Source organism: Aeromonas hydrophila subsp. hydrophila ATCC 7966 (assembly GCF_000014805.1).
GTDB lineage: Bacteria > Pseudomonadota > Gammaproteobacteria > Enterobacterales > Aeromonadaceae > Aeromonas > Aeromonas hydrophila.
Window position 1 is genome coordinate 3580237 of sequence record NC_008570.1, and the last position, 17068, is coordinate 3597304.

Genomic DNA, 17068 nt, shown 5'->3' on the forward strand with positions numbered 1-17068 from the left:
CAGGCCCGCACCGCCTTGCCAGGCGGTATCCAACCACGGCTCGCTATCGACAATTGAAATAGTTCAACATCCTGTTTTTATTGGCAATAACCGCCATCAAAAACGACGTTTTTATCATCAACCGGCGATATTAAACGCTGTTTAGTCAGGGTTAAAAGTCAATTCAGATTTGCGCCCTTGTGGTTCTTCGCCGGCTCCTTATGGTTTCCATCCGAAGCGTGCGGCACAACGCCGCACGCCGACGTTCAGGCTCGCGGGCACTCTCCCGCCATAACAACAGGAAATCATCATGCGCAAAACCGGCGTGGCACTCGCCCTCTCCACCCTCTTCTGGTTCCACTCGGCCATGGCGGCCCCTCTGATCTTCCCGGACGATCCGACCCTCACCGACGGCCAGCACTCCCCTGCCCTCGATCGCAGTTTCCAGCTGGCCCAGGACGATCTGGGCAACCGGATCCACCAGCTCCACCTGCCCCTCCAGACCGAACCGGAACTGGTGGCGGAGCTGGAGCAGATCGGCAGGGAGCAGGGCTTTTCGGTCAGCACCCACGCTGACATGTACACCTGGACCGAGGACAACATGTGGCTGTCGCGCGATGGCGCCCTCATCTTCCGCCCCCGGGCGCCGCTGGCCGACAAGGATAGCTACCACGCCTTCGTCACCGCCCTGACCGGGCAGAGCCCGGAGGCCGAGCAGGAGGGCCATCACAGCCTCGGCAGCCAGGATTCCCAGGGGCTGGATGATTACATGCTCTCCCAGGCCAACACCTTCGCCGAGGCGCAGGGGCGCGAGCTCATCCCCACCTTCTCCATCATCGATGGCGGCAACATGCTGACCGGCCAGCGGGCCGACGGCACCCCCTATGCCCTGATCGGCCGCGATGCCCTGCTGCAGACCACCCTGCACCACAGCCGGCTGGACAGTGAGCGCATCGCCGCCCTGCAGGAGAAGATGGAGCGCGACGGCGAGTTTCGGCTGCACCTCAGCGAAGAGGAGTGGCTGGGCAGCCCCTATACCTTCCAGAAGGGCCATGACACCGAGGTGGACCTCATCCTGCTGGAGGCGGCCAACCTGCTGCCACAGGGGCTGGATGAGCCGCAGCGCCACGCCTTTGCCAGAACCGCGCGTGCCAAGGCCGAGCTCGCCAAGTACGAAGTGGATGGGCCAACCCGGGAGGCGGCGGAGCAGCGGATGTTTCTGAGCCCGCAGCAAGGGGAGCGGATTGCCGAGCGCTATCGCGCCATCCATGGCCAATCGCTGCCGGCCTCCTTCGATCTGCTGACCCGCCTCAAGCAGGAGTACGCCAGCCTGGTGGTGACCGCCGAGCTTCACTCCGAGTTTGGTGATGAGCAGATAGCCCAGGCACTGCCGACGCTGGCGGCCGATGCCGCCACCCTGGCCCGGCTGGGTCACATGTTGCAGGCCGGCGGCTACCAGCGAACAGGGCTGGCTGACGCCGAGCAAGATCATCAGACCCGCCGCTTCCTCGCCATGATGGCCATCAGCCAGCGCCTGATGGCGCAGGAGCTCAAGGTGGCCGAGCGGGATCTGGTGATCCTGGCCCAGCCCGGTTTTCACCTCGACATGGCCATGCGCCCGCTGGCCGACGGTCGCATCCTGCTCAACGATCACGGGGCCAGTGCAGCGCTGATCGAACAGGTGCTTGCCGAGGGCGGCAGCCTGAGCGAGAGCGAGCGGCAGGAACTTCGCCAGAGCGTGACCGACCTGCGCCAGCAAAGCGAGCGCTGGCACAAGATCCACACCCTCATCCGCCAGCAGTTGAGCGATGCCGGCCTGACCCCCATCGCCACCCCGGGCGTGTTCAGCGTGGGCAAGCGGCCGGTGAACTGGATGAACGGCATCATGGGCACCCGCCAGCAGCCCTTCTACATCACCAATGCCGCCAGCCTCGCCCCCCTCAATCAGGCATTCGCCGCCTGGCTGCAACGCGAAGTGGCCGGGCTCACCCCCTATTTCGTGGGTCAGGCTGCCAGCAACAAACGGGAGGAGTTCAACCAGGCGGAAGCCCTGCTGCGCGGCAGCGGCGGGCTGGATTGCATCACCCAGCACCACGAGTAGGGCTACCCCCCTCGCACGGGCCGGCAATGCATCTGACTGGCCCATTCCCCGAGGCCAGGTGCAAGGGAAATAGTGGTGGCAGAGAGCCGCCAAGGCGATTCAAAAGGGCTCCTTTGGGAGCCCTTTTTATGGCTGATGTGAAAGGCCCTCCCGTACCATGACCCTGTCATCCTGGCCATGAAACACTCTCGCATCGCTCGACGGCGCAAATTTATTTGCTGCTTGATTATTTATTGACGGGGCCGGATCGACCCGTTTTGCGCACGATTCAGTTAATCGAATTACCCTCAACAACCATCCCGCCCGCCCCTCTTTCGGCTTGCCCCCATCACCGGCGGTAAGCCGCTATCCCGCGCCGCCGCTGCCTTCGACCTGATTATTTATCCCGTTTGTTCCGCGTTAATTTCCACTCTTACTATGGCGATGACCTATCCATGGCCGGCTGATCGCAGCCGTCATTCAAACTGGCATAGCAAGTGGGCAATTCATGATCACCACAGACGGAAACAACGCGGTCGCCTCGGTGGCCTACCGCACCAGCGAAGTCATCGCCATCTACCCCATCACCCCCAGCTCCAGCATGGCGGAGCAGGCATCGGCCTGGTCGAGCGAGCGGGGCCTGAACCTGTGGGGCGACGTGCCGCGCGTGGTCGAGATGCAGTCGGAAGGGGGCGCCATCGCCGCCGTCCACGGCGCGCTGCAGACCGGGGCGCTGGCGACCTCGTTTACCTCGTCCCAGGGACTGCTGCTGATGATCCCCAACCTCTACAAGTTGGCGGGCCAGCTCATCCCCTTCGTGCTGCACGTGGCGGCGCGCACCGTGGCGACCCATGCCCTGTCGATTTTCGGCGATCACTCCGACGTGATGGCGGTGCGCCAGACCGGTTGCGCCCTGCTCTGCGCCAGCAATGTGCAAGAGGCCCAGGACTTCTCCCTGATCGCTCAGGTAGCCAGCCTCAACAGCCGACTGCCCTTCATCCACTTCTTCGATGGCTTTCGCACCTCCCACGAGATCGCCAAGATAGTGCCGCTCGATGACGACACCCTGCGTGCCCTGCTGCCCGCCGAGGCGATCCGTGCCCATCGGGAGCGGGCGCTGACCCCCGACAAACCGGTCATTCGCGGCACCGCCGCCAACCCGGACACCTATTTCCAGTGCAGGGAGGCTACCAACCCCTGGTATGACGATGGGTATCGCCATGTGAGCGAGGCGATGGACGCCTTCGGTGAGCGCACCGGCCGCCACTACCGGCCGTTCGAATACGTGGGTCACCCAGAGGCCGAGCGGGTATTGGTGCTGATGGGTTCCGCCATCGGCACCTGCGAGGAGGTGATCACGCGGCTGATTGCACAGGGCGAGAAGGTCGGAGTGGTGAAGGTACGGCTCTACCGCCCCTTCTCGGCCGCGCACCTGCTGGCGGTCATTCCAGAGAGCGCCCGCAAGATAGCGGTGCTGGATCGCACCAAGGAACCGGGCGCCCTGGCCGAGCCGCTCTATCTGGACGTGATGAGTGCGCTGGCCGAGGCGGTCAGCCGTGGGGATCGCGCCAGCCTGCCGCGGGTCATCGGCGGGCGCTACGGCCTCTCCTCCAAGGAGTTCAACCCGGCCTGCGTGCAGGCCATCTTCGATGAGCTGGCGCTGGATAACCCACGACCGCGCTTCACCGTCGGCATCTTCGACGACGTCACCGGCCTCTCCCTGCCGCTGCCGGCCCTCGATTATTCGAGCCCAGGCCTTGGCAACCAGCACAAGCTGGAGGCACTGTTCTACGGCCTTGGCAGCGACGGCACAGTGTCGGCGGCCAAGAACAGCATCAAGATCCTCGGCAACCACACCGACCTCTACCCCCAGGGCTACTTCGTCTACGACTCCAAGAAGGCGGGTGGGCTCACCGTCTCCCACCTGCGGGTCGGCGAGCGGCCGCTGCAATCGGCCTACCTGGTGGACGAGGCGGACTTCATCGGCTGCCACCAGTGGCAGTTCATCGACATGTACCAGATGGCGGAGCGGCTGAGGCCCGACGGCATCTTCCTGCTTAACAGTCCCTACGACGCCGGGCAGATCTGGCAGCGACTGCCCCAGGAGGTGCAACAGGCCCTGCTCCAGAAGCGTGCGCGCCTCTACACCATCAATGCCGCCAAAATTGCCCGCGAGTGCCAGCTCGGCAACCGCATCAATACCGTGATGCAGATGGCCTTCTTCCAGCTCACCGCCATCATCCCACCGGCAGAGGCGACCGAGCTGCTGCGCCAAACCATCGCATCGAGCTATGGCAGCAAGGGGCAGACACTGGTGGAGCGCAACTGGCAGGCCCTGGCCGCCACCTGCGAGGCACTCGTTCAGGTGCCGCTGCAAGCGCTTGACCCCGCCAGCCACCAGCGCCCACCCGTGGTATCGACCAAGGCCCCCGACTTCGTGCAGACCGTCACCGCCGCCATGCTGGCGGGGCTGGGTGACAGCCTGCCGGTCTCCGCCTTCCCGCCGGACGGCACCTGGCCGGTGGGCACCACCCGCTGGGAGAAGCGCAACATCGCCAAGGAGGTGCCCATCTGGCAGGCGGACCTCTGCACCCAGTGCAACTACTGCGTGGCGGCCTGCCCGCACTCGGCCATCCGCGCCAAGGTGGTGGACAAGGAGGCGCTGGAGCAGGCTCCCGCCACCCTGGATGCACTGGATGTGAAGGCCCGCGACATGCGCGGCCAGCAATACGTGCTGCAGGTAGCGCCTGAGGATTGCACCGGCTGCAACCTCTGTGTCGAGGTCTGCCCGGCCAAGGATCGTACCGAGCCGAGCCGCAAGGCGATCAACATGGAGTCCAGGCTGGATCACCTCGAGGCCCAGAAGGCCAACTACGACTTCTTCCTGGACTTGCCCGAGCGCAGCGCCGAGCAGCTGGAGCGCATCGACATCCGTACCTCCCAGCTCATCTCGCCGCTGTTCGAATACTCGGGTGCCTGCTCCGGCTGCGGCGAGACCCCCTACATCAAGCTGCTGACCCAGCTCTACGGCGACCGGCTGCTGATTGCCAACGCCACCGGCTGCTCTTCCATCTATGGCGGCAACCTGCCAAGCACCCCCTACACCACCAACGCCGACGGGCGCGGGCCGGCCTGGGCCAACTCCTTGTTCGAGGACAACGCCGAATTTGGCTTGGGCTTCCGGCTCACCGTGGATCAACATCGCGAGCGAGTACGCCGCCTGCTGGCGAGCCTGGGGGACGCCGTCCCGGCCGAACTGCAACAGGGGCTGCAAGACACCAGCCTGCCGGTCTCCGAGCAGCGCGCCCATATCGAGCAGCTGCGCGACCTGCTGCAGGGGCGCACCGACGCCGCGGCCCAGGAGCTGGCCCGTGATGCGGACTATCTGGTGGAGAAATCGGTCTGGCTCATCGGCGGCGACGGCTGGGCCTACGACATCGGCTACGGCGGGCTGGATCACGTACTGAGCCTGGGGGAGAACATCAACGTGCTGGTGCTCGACACCCAGTGTTACTCCAACACCGGCGGCCAGCAGTCCAAGGCCACCCCGCTCGGCGCCATCACCAAGTTTGGCGAGCAGGGCAAGCGCAAGGGGCGCAAGGATCTTGGCGCCAACGTGATGATGTACGGTCACGTCTACGTGGCGCAGATCTCCCTCGGCGCCCAGATGAACCAGACGGTGAAGGCCATTCAGGAGGCCGAAGCCTACCCGGGTCCGTCGCTCATCATCGCCTACAGCCCCTGCGAGGAGCACGGCTACGATCTGGCCCAGAGCCATGAGCAGATGAAGCAGCTGACCGCCACCGGCTTCTGGCCGCTCTATCGCTACGACCCGCGCCGCAGCGAGGAGGGCAAGGCGCCGCTGGCGCTGGACTCCCGGGCCCCCAGCGCATCGCTGGCCGAGACCCTGCAGCAGGAGCCCCGCTTCAAGCGGCTGGAACGCCAGTTGCCGGAGATTGCCAGCCAGCTCTATCGGGAGGCGGAGCTGGACGCCAACCGCCGCTTCGCCTGGCTGAGTCAGCTGGCCGGCAAGGAGGCGCCAGCCCAGGAGTAGCAACGCAGACCCACCAACAAACAGGGCTCCCCATGGGGAGCCCTGTTGCTATGTCGCCGTCACGCCATCAGGCGTGGATGCTGGCCAGCTCGTGGCGTTTCAACGCCAGCAGGGTGATGAGCAGCGCGGCGGTGGCGATCAGCGCCATGCCGATATAGGTGGCGCTGAAACCGGGCGCCAGCTCGGCCGGGCTCAGGCTGGCCAGGTTGTGGCTGCTGCCCGCCGGCAGGGCGGAGTGAAACAGCACGGAGCAGATGGCCACCCCGACCGCGCCACCCAGCTCGCGGCCGAAGTTGAACAGCGACATGCCGATGCCGCGATCTTCCCTTGGCAGGGCGTTTTGTACCACCACCGACAGCGCCGGCAGCACCAGGCCCAGCCCCAATCCGGCAAACCCCAGTCCCAGTCTGGCCCAGACGTCGAAATGAATTTGCCACAGCGCCAGCGCCGACAGGGCGAACCCCACCACCACGAAGCGCCGGTAGTAGCCGGTGCGGCCGATCAGCTTGCCGCCGACGAAGGCTCCTGCCGTGATGCAGACCATGAAGATCACCATGTAGAGCCCGCTCTCGCTGGCCCCCATTCCCTTCTGCCACTGCATCTGCAGCGGCAGGTAGACCAGCACGGCGAACATCAACAGCTGCGAGGCCAGCGCCAGCAGCACGCTCACCAGATAACCGGGCAACCGGGCCAGATGGGCCGGCAGAATGGGATCGTGGGCCCGCCGCTCCACCAGGATCAGCAGCAGCAGAGCCAGCGCCAGTCCCGCCGCCAGCCAGATGGCGGGCAGGGCGGTCTCCGGCGAGAGCAACAGCAGGCTCAGGGTGGTGACGGTGATCAGCAGCGCCGCCCCCTTCCAGTCGAAGCGACTGTGGCGGCGCACATTGAGGTGACCCAGGTTGCGGTTCACCAGCCAGAGCGCGAGTGCCCCGAGCGGCAGGTTGATCCAGAAGATCCAGCGCCAGCTGAGCTGCTCGGTGAAGTAGCCACCGAGCAGGGGCCCGGCGATGCTGGAGACCGCATAGACCGCCGAGATGTAGCCCTGATACTTGCCCACCTCCCGCGGCGGTATGCTGTCGGCGATGACGGTGAAGGCGAGCGCGATCAGGCCGCCGCCCCCCAGGCCTTGCAGCACCCGGGCCGCCAGCAGGGTCGGCAGATCCTGGGCCAGGCCGCAGGCCACGGATCCGGCCAGAAACAGACCGATGCCGATGTTGAGCATGCGCACCCGGCCGAACATGTCGCTCAGCTTGCCGTAGATGGGCAGGGCAGCGGTGGCCGCCAGCAGGTAGGCGGTGACCACCCAGGTAAGGGCGGTGCCAGCGTTCAACTCGGCCCCTATGATGGGCAAGGGGGTGGTGACTATGCTCTTTTCCAGTGAACCCAGGGCGATCACCAGGGCCACGCTCGAGAAGATGGTTTTTGGGGACATATGACGGGCTCGCTCATTTGAAAATGCCGGGATCTGCAACGCAGAACTTATTATTGTCTCATAAATCATCAGCCGATGGCCAAAACCGCCCCTGAGCGGCAAGCATGACCCCGGTCGCGGCATTGCCTCCTGCATTCTGGTAGGCTGGCTGTTCACCCCCCAAGAGGAAGCAGCCCCATGTCCGAGCAGTTCCGGTTTGAGCAATACGATGCCCTGATTTTCGATATGGACGGCACCCTGGTCGACTCCATGCCCCTGCATCTGGATGCCTGGGAGGAGACCAGCGCCGAGTTCGGCCTGCCCTTCGATCGCGCCCAGCTCAATGAATTCGGCGGCATTCCCACCCGCAAGATAGTCGCCATCCTGGCCGAGCAACATGGGCTGGATATCGATGTGGATGCCTTCACCCGGCGCAAGGTGGCGCTCTATCTTGAGCATATCGACAAGGTCAGCGTGTTTCCCGCCATGTGGGAGCTGGTCAAGCGCTGCCACGGCAAGGTTCCGATGGGCATAGGCACGGGTTCATCGCGCGAGCACGCCCTGCACATCCTGAAAAACACCGGTCTGGATGCCTATATTCCCGTGCTGGTCAGTGCCGATGACATCGACAACCACAAGCCCCACCCCGACACCTTCCTGAAAGTGGCCGAGCTGCTCGGCGCCAACCCCGCCAACTGCCTGGTGTTCGAAGATACCCAGATCGGCCTGCAGGCGGGCCGCGCCGCCGGGATGGAGACGGTGCTGGCACTGGAAGGAGAGCTCTACCAGCGCTAGGCCACACTGCCCCTGCCACCAATGAAAACGCCTCCGCAAAGGAGGCGTTTTGCATGCAGCAGTACCGGGATGACCCGGCCCCGGCTTACATGGCGTTGGTGGATTCGAAGATCTTGTCGGCCGAGGCTTCAACGAAGCCCGGGTAGAGCACGCCGTCGGCCTGCGGGTAGCGCAGGGCGAATTCGTAGAAGCAGCTCGGGATGGTGCGCACGCCATCGGTGAAGGCCACGTCCGCCTTGTCGGCCATGGTGGACGATTGCTCCAGCATCACCTGCGGATCCCCTTTCACCTCGCCACCCACGCCATTGAGCACGAAGCCCGCGGCCTTGAGGGCGGCGTTGACCTGCTGGATGGTGTCAAAGTCTTTCAGGCGGTTGATGTTGACGGTGAAGTGGTTGGCACGATAACCCCAGGCCGCCATCCAGGCCGCATACTCGCTCTCCGCCAGCAGGGTCTGGTAATCGGCCCAGGAGACCTGCCAGGGGGCGCCGGCATAGAGGAAGGCCTGGGTGTCGGTCAGGTGATCGGGCACCTGAGCCGCCAGCTTGTGGATGATGGCCTGGGCCGCATCGGAGAGCTCTTCCACCTTCAGCTCGCTGATGAACACCTTGGGCGCGTCCGGGTCTTTATGCTCGAAGTGCTTGGCGTAGAGCTTCTTGGCCTTGAACACGTACTCGCCCTTCTGCTCGTAGCCGAGCGCCAGGAAGTGGGCGGCCAGCTTTTCCAGCCCCAGCTTGGGCAGGTTGTAGGTGCGAAACGCCACATGGTCGTTGACGATGGGCTCGCCACCACCCAGCAGTTGATGAACCTTGTGGGCACTCGGGGTGACTTGAATGTAGTTATCCCACAAATGACCGAACAGGGTGTCGATATCCTTTTGCATCTCTCTTTCCTTTGATTGCGGGTACAGACAAGGGCACCAGTTCAGTGCCCCTTTTATTGTCGTGGTCAGGCGCTGGCTCCAACGCAGAGAGCGCCCGCCTTTGTCTTGCTTAGAACGTCAGACCGGGAGACAGCTGATCCGGCATGGCGGCCTTGCTGTCTTCGACGGAAGCCACCGGATACGCACAGTAGTCGGCGGCGTAGTAGGCGCTCGCCCTGTGGTTGCCGGAGGCGCCGATGCCGCCGAACGGCGCGGCACTGGAGGCGCCGGTGATGGGCTTGTTCCAGTTGACGATGCCGGCGCGAATACGCTTGAAGAAGTGCTGCCAGTCCGCCTCGCTGTCACCGAGCAGGCCGGCCGAGAGGCCGAAGCTGGTGGCGTTGCCCTGATCGATTGCGGCATCGAAGTCGTCGTAGCGAATGAGCTGCAGCAGCGGGCCGAAGTACTCTTCGTCCGGCAGCGCGCTGACTGCGGTCACGTCTATGATGCCCGGGGAGACGAAGCCGGTGCCCGCTTCCAGGTGCGTGAGGGTAAGCAGACTCTCGCCACCGAGGCGCTGCAGGTTGGCTTGCGCCTCGACCATGCCAAGCGCTGCCTTCTCGCTTATCATGGCGCCCATGAACGGCTGCTCGGCGGCGTCATAGAGGCCGACCTTGATCTGGCCGACCACCTCAACCAGACGTTTCACCAAGGCATCGCCTTGGACGCTGCGCTCGACAAACAGGCGGCGCGAGCAGGTGCAGCGCTGGCCTGAGGTAATGAAGGCGGACTGCACGATGGCATGGACGGCGCCGTCGATGTCGCTCACGTCTTTCACGATCAGCGGGTTGTTGCCACCCATCTCGAGGGCCAGGATCTTGCCCGGTTGACCGGCAAACTGCTGGTGCAGGAAGTGGCCGGTACGGGACGAACCGGTGAAAAAGAGGCCGTCGATGTCCGGATTGCCGGCCAGCGCCTTGCCGGTGTCGACCTCACCCTGCACCAGGTTGAGCACACCCTTGGGCAGCCCCGCCTCCTGCCAGATCTTCAACATGGCCTCGGCTACCATGGGGGTCAGCTCGGAGGGTTTGAACACCACTGTATTGCCGGCGATCAGCGCCGGTACGATATGGCCATTGGGCAGGTGGCCCGGGAAGTTGTAGGGGCCGAACACGGCCACGACACCGTGGGGCTTGTGGCGCACAAACGCCTTGGCGCCGGGCATGGGGTTCTCCACCGTGCCGGTACGCTCGTCATGGGCGCGGATGGAGATGGCGATCTTGCCCTGCATGGCGGCCACTTCGGTGCGGGTCTCCCACAGCGGTTTGCCGGTTTCGCGGGCGATGGTCAGCGCCAGCGCCTCCTTGTGCTCGCCGAGCAGGTCGGCATAGCGGCGCACGATGGCCAGACGATAGTCGAGGGCCAGATCGGACCAATGATAGAAGGCATGGCGGGCGGCCTTGACGGCGGCCTCCACCTGGGCGGCGCTGGCCGCCTCCCCTTGCCAGATCACCTGATTCTTGGCCGGATCCTTTGACTCGAACGGCTTGCCTGCACCGGCCAGCCACTGACCGTCAATAAACTGAACTAACTGGCTCATCCTTCACTCCCTGTGGTTCGCAGGCAGCCTTGGCTGCCTGTTTCATATGCGGTTTTGCTGCTGATATGGCTCAATCAAGATCGACGGCACGCACCATGTCGCCATCCTGCACCTTGAGTGCGGCCGCCATCTTGGGCGGGATGATGGCTTCGTGCTTGTCCAGATCGACCCGGATGTTGCCGTAGCAGGCGCGATAGTGCTCGTAGCGGGTATTGCAGACCAGATGGGTCTTGCCGCCGATGGGCTCACCCACCAGCACCCGCAGCTTCTGGCTGCGGCGCACGCTGCGAATGTTCTTCACGTCGCACTCGACGGTGGGGCCGGCATCGAAGATGTCGACATAGCCGCGATTCACGAATCCTTCGTCCTGCAGCATCTTGATGGCCGGGCGGGTCTTCTCGTGAGTCTGACCGATGACGGCGCGCGCCTCGTTGCTCAGCAGATTGACGTAGATGGGGTACTTGGGCATCAGCTCGGCGATGAAGCGCTTCTTGCCGATGCCGGTGAGATAGTCGACGGTGGGAAAATCCATCGAGAAGAAATGCTTTTGCAGCCACTCGTAGAAGGGGCTGTGACCATCGGCATCGGAGACGCCACGCATCTCGGCGAAGACGGTCTCGTCAAACAGCTCGGGGTGTTCGGCCATGAACAGAAAGCGGTGCTTGGAGAGCAGACGGCCGTTGAGCCCCTCGCGGGCGCATTCGCGCAGAAACAGGGTGCAGAGCTCGGAATTGCCGGTGTAGTCGTTGGAGAGGGTGAGGGTTTCCACTACGTTGTAGATGCCGAGCTTGGGGGAAGAGTGCACCACCTTGCCGATGTGATAGTTGTAGAACGGCTGGGACAGGCCCACGGCCGCATCGATGGCGCAGGTACCGACCATTTCGCCGGTCTCCAGATCCTCGGCGACGAAGAAATAGAGGCAGTCACCCTTGCCCGCAGGCTTGTCCGAAAAGGTCTGGGTGGAAGCGTCTATCTTGCGCTGCAGCAGTTCATCGTTGACGGGCAACGAAGTCATGCCGGTGCCGGATTCGATGGCACAGGTCTTGAGACCGGCAAAATCTTTTTGCTCGATGGGACGGATAACCAACATAAATGACAACTCCCTTTCATTGACGACAGGTGGGGTCCCGGCTCCTGCCGGGAGGGCTCCCCACCTCAATTTGGATCAGGCGTTAACCACCTGGGCAACCGCTTTTTCGAACCGTACCAGCCCTTCCTTGATGTCCGCTTCCGGAATAACCAGGGACGGCGCGAAACGCACCACGTTGGTGCCGGCTACCAGCGCCATCAGACCCTGATCGATGGAGGCCAGCAGGAAGTCGCGCGAGCGGCCCTTGTAGTCGTCGTTCAGCACGGCGCCCAGCAGCAGACCCTTGCCGCGCACTTCGCTGAAGCAGTGGTACTTGGCATTGATGGCCTCGATCCCTTCGCGGAACAGCTGTTCGCGCTGCTTGATGCCATTGAGCACTTCCGGGGTGTTGACCACATCGATCACCGCCTCGGCCACCGCGCAGGCCAGCGGGTTGCCGCCGTAGGTGGAGCCGTGAGTGCCCACTTTCAGGTGGGAGGCGATGTCGGTGGTGGTCAGCATGGCGCCGATGGGGAAGCCGCCGCCCAGTGCCTTGGCGCTGGTGAGGATGTCCGGCGTGACGCCCAGACCCATGTAGGCAAACAGATCGCCGGTACGACCGACGCCGGATTGCACTTCGTCATAGATCAGCAGGGCGTTGTGCTTGTCGCACAACTCGCGCACCCCTTTGGCAAACTCGTCGGTGGGACGAATGATGCCGCCCTCGCCCTGCAGCGGCTCCATCACCACGGCGCAGGTATTGTCGGAGATGACGGCAGCCAGCTCCGCCAGATCGTTGTAGGCTACGTGGGTGATGTCTGCGGGCTTGGGACCGAAACCATCGGAGTAGGCAGCCTGGCCGCCGACGCTGACGGTAAAGAAGGTACGACCGTGGAAGCCCTGGTGGAAGGCGATGATCTGGGTCTTGTGGGCACCGAACTTCTCGATGGCGTAGCGGCGGGCCAGCTTGAGGGCGGCTTCGTTGGCTTCGGCACCGGAGTTGCAGAAATAGACCTTGTCGGCGAAGGTAGCGGCGACCAGCTTCTTGGCCAGGCGCAGGGCCGGCTCGTTGGTCATCACGTTGGAGAGGTGCCACAGCTTCTCGCCCTGGGTTTTCAGGGCCTCGACCAGCTTGGGATGGCAATGGCCCAGGCCATTGACGGCGATCCCGCCGGCGAAATCCACATACTCACGGCCTTCCTGATCCCAGACACGTGACCCTTCACCACGCACCGGGATGATCTTGGCGGGCGCATAGTTGGGAACCATCACTTCATCAAACACTTCACGTGTCACTGCCAACAACTCTGACATATTGCTCTCCTTCGATCTGGCGACAGAATAATCCACCGCCCAAAAGTTAAATCCATGTAAACACATCGGCATTGTCACAGAAAAAAAGCTAAAAGTCTGCAACAAAGCGCGTTACAGGGAACAATGTTCGACTGCCCGTGAGATTTTAGGCAACCGCATTGCATAACGGCTCAGGGGGTGTTGGCAAGAGATAATTTGGACAGGGAGGGAGGTGAATAAAGTGTCAGGGAAAATATTTTTGGCCTCCTTTCAATTCTGGGAGGCCGATCACAACTATTCAGGGATTAGCCAAAAAATTGGCCAGCAACTGATGACCCTGCTCGCTCAGAATGCTCTCCGGATGGAACTGAACACCCTCTATATTCAACTGCTTATGGCGCAGCCCCATGATCTCGTCCGGGCTGCCATCGGCATGTTCGCTCCAGGCGGTGATCTCGAGGCAATCGGGCAAGGTGTCGCGCTCCACGATGAGCGAATGGTAACGAGTGACCCGCAGCGGATCGTTGAGCCCCTTGAATACCCCCTCACCACGATGGCGAATGAGCGAGGTCTTGCCGTGCATCACCTGACGGGCGCGCACCACTCTGGCACCAAAGGCCTGCGCCAGCGACTGGTGACCGAGGCAGACGCCGAGAATGGGGAGCTGGCCAGCAAAATGGGAGATGGCCGCCAGCGAGATACCCGCCTCATTGGGGGTGCAGGGACCGGGAGAAATCACCAAATAACGGGGAGAGAGCCGGGCAATGGCGTCCAGCGTCAGCTCGTCATTGCGCTTCACCACTACCTCCTGCCCCAGGGCGCCAAAATATTGCACCAGATTCCAGGTAAAGGAGTCGTAGTTATCGATCAACAACAGCATGGGTCAACCAGAGCAGAGAATTAACGATCCAGATAGCGACCCTGTTCCATTTCACGCTCGCGCTGGCACTCGGCCAGGTAGATGGCGGCGGCGATGGCAGGGGTTTTGTGGTGCTTGTCGATGGCATTGGAGACCATCAGTTGCAGGGTATTGAGGTTTTTGGCCTTGCGAAACTTGCGCAGCCAGTGACCCTTGTCACCCAACTCTTCAATCGTGGTATTTGATTCGACAGACATGCTAACTCTTGGGGCAGACGCCCGCGTTTGAAATTGGAAGATGAAATAACGAATAGCAGGTCGGGTAAAACAAAGAAAGCCAGGCAAATACCCAGCTCTCTTCTACTACACCTTCCCAGTATGTCAGGCTCGAGGAACGAAGCCGATTACATCATATACGCTGGCCAGGGTTTTTTCAGCCCTTTCCCGCGCCTTTTGTGCACCGGCCGCCAAAATGGCCTGCAGATGAGCCTCATCCTGACGCAGCTCGTGGAAACGGGCCTGAATCGGCTCCAGCAGGGCAACCACGGCCTCGGCGGTTTCGGTCTTGAGATGACCGTACATCTTGCCTTCGAAATGCTGTTCCAGTTCGGGGATGGAACGGCCGGTCACCCCGGACATCAGGGTCAGCAGGTTGGAGACCCCCGGCTTGTTCTCCGGATCGAAACGCACCACCGCCGGCTCGTCGGAGTCGGTCACCGCGCGCTTGATCTTCTTGACGATCTGCTTGGGATCTTCCAGCAGGCCGATGAAGTTGGCCTCGTTGTCATCCGACTTGGACATCTTCTTGGTCGGATCCTGCAGGCTCATCACCCGGGCGCCTTCGGTCGGAATGAAGGGCTCCGGCAGGGTGAACACCTCGCCGTAGAGGTTGTTGAAGCGGGTGCTGATGTCGCGGGTCAGCTCCAGATGCTGCTTCTGATCGTTGCCCACCGGCACCTGATTGGCCTGATAGAGCAGGATGTCGGCCGCCATCAGCACCGGATAACCGAACAGGCCGACGTTGACGTTGTTCTCGAAACGTGCGGACTTGTCCTTGAACTGGGTCATGCGCGACAGCTCGCCCATCTGGGTGTAGCAGTTCAGGATCCAGCCAAGCTCGGCGTGCTGCGGCACGTGGGACTGGATGAACACGGTGCTCTTGGCCGGATCGATACCGACCGCCAGATAGAGGGCGGCGGCGTCCAGGCAGGCCTTGCGCAGGGCAGCCGGATCCTGGCGGGTGGTGATGGCGTGCAGATCGACGATGCAGTAGAGGCAGTCGAAGTCATCCTGCATGTTGACCCACTGACGCAGGGCCCCCATGTAGTTGCCGATGGTCAGCTGGCCCGACGGTTGGGCCCCGCTCAATACGATAGGTTTAGTCATCAGAGTGTTGATCCTTGTTATTCGGCCTGCCTGGCCAGCTTATTCGGCCAGCAGCGCGTCGAGCTGGGCAAACTGTTCACATACCCAGTCCGGGCGGGAATCCGCGATGGGACGGCCGTAGTTGTAGCCATAGGTCAGCCCCACCACCTTCATGCCGGCAGCCTGGGCGGCCAGCACGTCATTTTCAGAGTCGCCCACCATCAGGGTGCGCGACGGGCTGACGCCCAACTCGTGGCAGGCCAGCAGCAGCGGCTCCGGGCTCGGTTTCTTGACGGGCACGCAGTTGCCCCCCAGCCAGAGTGCGAAACAGTCGCCGATGCCGAGAGCATCGAGGATCGGCTGCACGAAGTGACTCGGCTTGTTGGTCACGATCGCCTGCTGGTAACCCAGCGCCTGCAGGCGGCGCAGGCTCTGTTCGACCCCGTCATACATGGCCAGCCCTTCCAGCAGGCAGGCCTGATAGTGGCGGTCAAACAGCGGACGGGCGCTGGCAAACAGCTCAGGCGCCGCGCGATAGTCCAGCGCACGTTGGATCAGCTTGTCGGCACCGTTGCCGACCCAGGTCCGCACCACGGCCTCGTCGGCCTCGGCCAGCCCCAGTTCGGTCAGCGTACGGTTGACCGCCAGCGCCAGTTGCGGGGCACTGTCGATCAGGGTGCCGTCCAGATCGAACAGCACCAGGTCAAAATCACGTTCAGCGTTTGACATGAGAGAGCTCCGCCCGCATCTCGTCGATCACCGCCTTGTAGTCCGGACGACTGAAGATGGCCGAGCCGGCCACGAACATGTCGGCACCAGCCTGGGCAATTTCGCGAATGTTGTCGACCTTGACCCCACCGTCGATCTCAAGGCGAATGTCGCGGCCGCTCTCGTCGATCAGGCGGCGCACCTGGCGCAGCTTGTCGAGGGTGCCGGGGATGAAGCTCTGGCCGCCGAAGCCCGGGTTGACCGACATCAGCAGGATCACGTCCAGCTTGTCCATCACGTACTCCAGGCAGGTGAGCGGCGTGGCCGGGTTCAGCACCAGACCGGCCTGGCAGCCCTGCTCCTTGATGAGGCCCAGGGAGCGGTCGACGTGGTCGGACGCTTCCGGGTGGAAGGTGATGAGGGAAGCACCCGCCTTGGCAAAATCGGGAATGATGCGATCCACCGGCTTGACCATCAGGTGCACGTCGATGGGGGCTTCGATACCGTAGTCACGCAGGGCCTGGCAGACCATGGGGCCTATGGTCAGGTTGGGCACATAATGGTTGTCCATCACGTCGAAATGGACCACGTCGGCACCGGCGGCCAGCACCTTGGCGACATCGTCCCCCAGACGGGCAAAGTCGGCGGAGAGGATCGAGGGGGCAATCAGAAAGTCTTTCATCAGCGTCATCCATTGGCAGCGTGGCAGAAAAAGCGGCGCAATTTTACCGCAAACGGACGCCGAAAACGACCCGCACACGGTATGGAAAAAGCGGACGCCATCATCACCGCAAACAGACGCCGAAAACGACCCGCACACGGTATGGAAAAGCGGACGCCATCATCACTGCAAACAGGCACTGAAAACGACCCGCACATGATACGGAAAAAGCGGACGCCATCATCACCGCAAACGGGCGCCGAAAACGACCCGCACACGGTACGGAAAAAGCGGACGCCATCATCACCGCAAACAGGCACTGAAAACAGCCCG

At 62.8% G+C, this 17068-nt stretch carries 13 protein-coding genes; 3 read left to right on the plus strand and 10 right to left on the minus strand.

Going from position 1 to position 17068, the window contains the following annotated elements; genetic code table 11:
* Positions 1 to 289: 289 nt before the first annotated feature.
* Together AHA_RS16060 and nifJ are read left to right on the plus strand one after the other, a co-directional pair.
* The gene (locus tag AHA_RS16060) at positions 290 to 2080 is read left to right on the plus strand and encodes a hypothetical protein (protein ID WP_011706950.1); all 1791 of its coding nucleotides are present in this window, start codon (positions 290 to 292) and stop codon (positions 2078 to 2080) included.
* A gap of 487 nt (positions 2081 to 2567) precedes the next feature.
* Entirely contained in the window at positions 2568 to 6113 is a 3546-nt protein-coding gene (gene nifJ / locus AHA_RS16065; RefSeq protein ID WP_011706951.1) for a pyruvate:ferredoxin (flavodoxin) oxidoreductase, read from the plus strand.
* A gap of 67 nt (positions 6114 to 6180) precedes the next feature.
* Here the strand turns inward: nifJ and AHA_RS16070 are convergent, their stop codons facing one another.
* Positions 6181 to 7545: an MDR family MFS transporter gene (locus tag AHA_RS16070; RefSeq protein WP_164927719.1), complete on the minus strand. Its 1365-nt coding sequence runs from the start codon at positions 7543 to 7545 to the stop codon at positions 6181 to 6183.
* A gap of 177 nt (positions 7546 to 7722) precedes the next feature.
* Here AHA_RS16070 and AHA_RS16075 point away from each other — a divergent pair, with 177 nt between their 5' ends.
* Positions 7723 to 8319, plus strand: a complete 597-nt coding sequence (locus AHA_RS16075; RefSeq protein ID WP_011706953.1) for an HAD family hydrolase — start codon at positions 7723 to 7725, stop codon at positions 8317 to 8319.
* A gap of 85 nt (positions 8320 to 8404) precedes the next feature.
* Here the strand turns inward: AHA_RS16075 and AHA_RS16080 are convergent, their stop codons facing one another.
* From AHA_RS16080 to rpe, 9 genes are all read right to left on the minus strand, one after another.
* Positions 8405 to 9202, minus strand: coding sequence for a DUF1338 domain-containing protein (locus tag AHA_RS16080; protein ID WP_011706954.1), 798 nt, complete (start codon positions 9200 to 9202; stop codon positions 8405 to 8407).
* A gap of 109 nt (positions 9203 to 9311) precedes the next feature.
* A complete protein-coding gene (gene astD, locus AHA_RS16085) occupies positions 9312 to 10781 on the minus strand; it encodes a succinylglutamate-semialdehyde dehydrogenase (RefSeq protein WP_011706955.1) in 1470 nt (489 codons plus the stop codon).
* 70 nt (positions 10782 to 10851) lie between these two features.
* Positions 10852 to 11871: an arginine N-succinyltransferase gene (astA, locus tag AHA_RS16090; protein ID WP_011706956.1), complete on the minus strand. Its 1020-nt coding sequence runs from the start codon at positions 11869 to 11871 to the stop codon at positions 10852 to 10854.
* Positions 11872 to 11946: 75 nt separating this feature from the next.
* On the minus strand, positions 11947 to 13164 hold the full coding sequence (locus AHA_RS16095) for an aspartate aminotransferase family protein (protein WP_011706957.1): 1218 nt from the start codon (positions 13162 to 13164) through the stop codon (positions 11947 to 11949).
* 277 nt (positions 13165 to 13441) lie between these two features.
* Positions 13442 to 14023, minus strand: coding sequence for an aminodeoxychorismate synthase component II (locus AHA_RS16100; protein WP_011706958.1), 582 nt, complete (start codon positions 14021 to 14023; stop codon positions 13442 to 13444).
* Positions 14024 to 14043: 20 nt separating this feature from the next.
* Positions 14044 to 14259, minus strand: coding sequence for a hypothetical protein (locus AHA_RS16105; protein WP_011706959.1), 216 nt, complete (start codon positions 14257 to 14259; stop codon positions 14044 to 14046).
* A 123-nt stretch (positions 14260 to 14382) separates the two neighbouring features.
* On the minus strand, positions 14383 to 15387 hold the full coding sequence (gene trpS, locus AHA_RS16110) for a tryptophan--tRNA ligase (RefSeq protein ID WP_011706960.1): 1005 nt from the start codon (positions 15385 to 15387) through the stop codon (positions 14383 to 14385).
* Positions 15388 to 15426: 39 nt separating this feature from the next.
* On the minus strand, positions 15427 to 16095 hold the full coding sequence (locus AHA_RS16115) for a phosphoglycolate phosphatase (protein WP_011706961.1): 669 nt from the start codon (positions 16093 to 16095) through the stop codon (positions 15427 to 15429).
* Positions 16082 to 16756 (minus strand): ribulose-phosphate 3-epimerase, encoded by a 675-nt coding sequence (gene rpe, locus AHA_RS16120; protein ID WP_016351625.1) that lies wholly within the window; start codon positions 16754 to 16756, stop codon positions 16082 to 16084. The genes AHA_RS16115 and rpe overlap by 14 nt, the downstream gene beginning before the upstream one ends.
* Between the last annotated feature and the right edge of the window lie 312 nt (positions 16757 to 17068).

Bases quoted from the DNA above. Each gene is read 5' to 3' on its own strand.
- AHA_RS16060 (WP_011706950.1), top strand. From the start codon at position 290: ATGCGCAAAACCGGCGTGGCACTCGCCCTCTCCACCCTCTTCTGGTTC.
- nifJ (WP_011706951.1), top strand. From the start codon at position 2,568: ATGATCACCACAGACGGAAACAACGCGGTCGCCTCGGTGGCCTACCGC.
- AHA_RS16070 (WP_164927719.1), bottom strand. From the start codon at position 7,545: ATGTCCCCAAAAACCATCTTCTCGAGCGTGGCCCTGGTGATCGCCCTG.
- AHA_RS16075 (WP_011706953.1), top strand. From the start codon at position 7,723: ATGTCCGAGCAGTTCCGGTTTGAGCAATACGATGCCCTGATTTTCGAT.
- AHA_RS16080 (WP_011706954.1), bottom strand. From the start codon at position 9,202: ATGCAAAAGGATATCGACACCCTGTTCGGTCATTTGTGGGATAACTAC.
- astD (WP_011706955.1), bottom strand. From the start codon at position 10,781: ATGAGCCAGTTAGTTCAGTTTATTGACGGTCAGTGGCTGGCCGGTGCA.
- astA (WP_011706956.1), bottom strand. From the start codon at position 11,871: ATGTTGGTTATCCGTCCCATCGAGCAAAAAGATTTTGCCGGTCTCAAG.
- AHA_RS16095 (WP_011706957.1), bottom strand. From the start codon at position 13,164: ATGTCAGAGTTGTTGGCAGTGACACGTGAAGTGTTTGATGAAGTGATG.
- AHA_RS16100 (WP_011706958.1), bottom strand. From the start codon at position 14,023: ATGCTGTTGTTGATCGATAACTACGACTCCTTTACCTGGAATCTGGTG.
- AHA_RS16105 (WP_011706959.1), bottom strand. From the start codon at position 14,259: ATGTCTGTCGAATCAAATACCACGATTGAAGAGTTGGGTGACAAGGGT.
- trpS (WP_011706960.1), bottom strand. From the start codon at position 15,387: ATGACTAAACCTATCGTATTGAGCGGGGCCCAACCGTCGGGCCAGCTG.
- AHA_RS16115 (WP_011706961.1), bottom strand. From the start codon at position 16,095: ATGTCAAACGCTGAACGTGATTTTGACCTGGTGCTGTTCGATCTGGAC.
- rpe (WP_016351625.1), bottom strand. From the start codon at position 16,756: ATGAAAGACTTTCTGATTGCCCCCTCGATCCTCTCCGCCGACTTTGCC.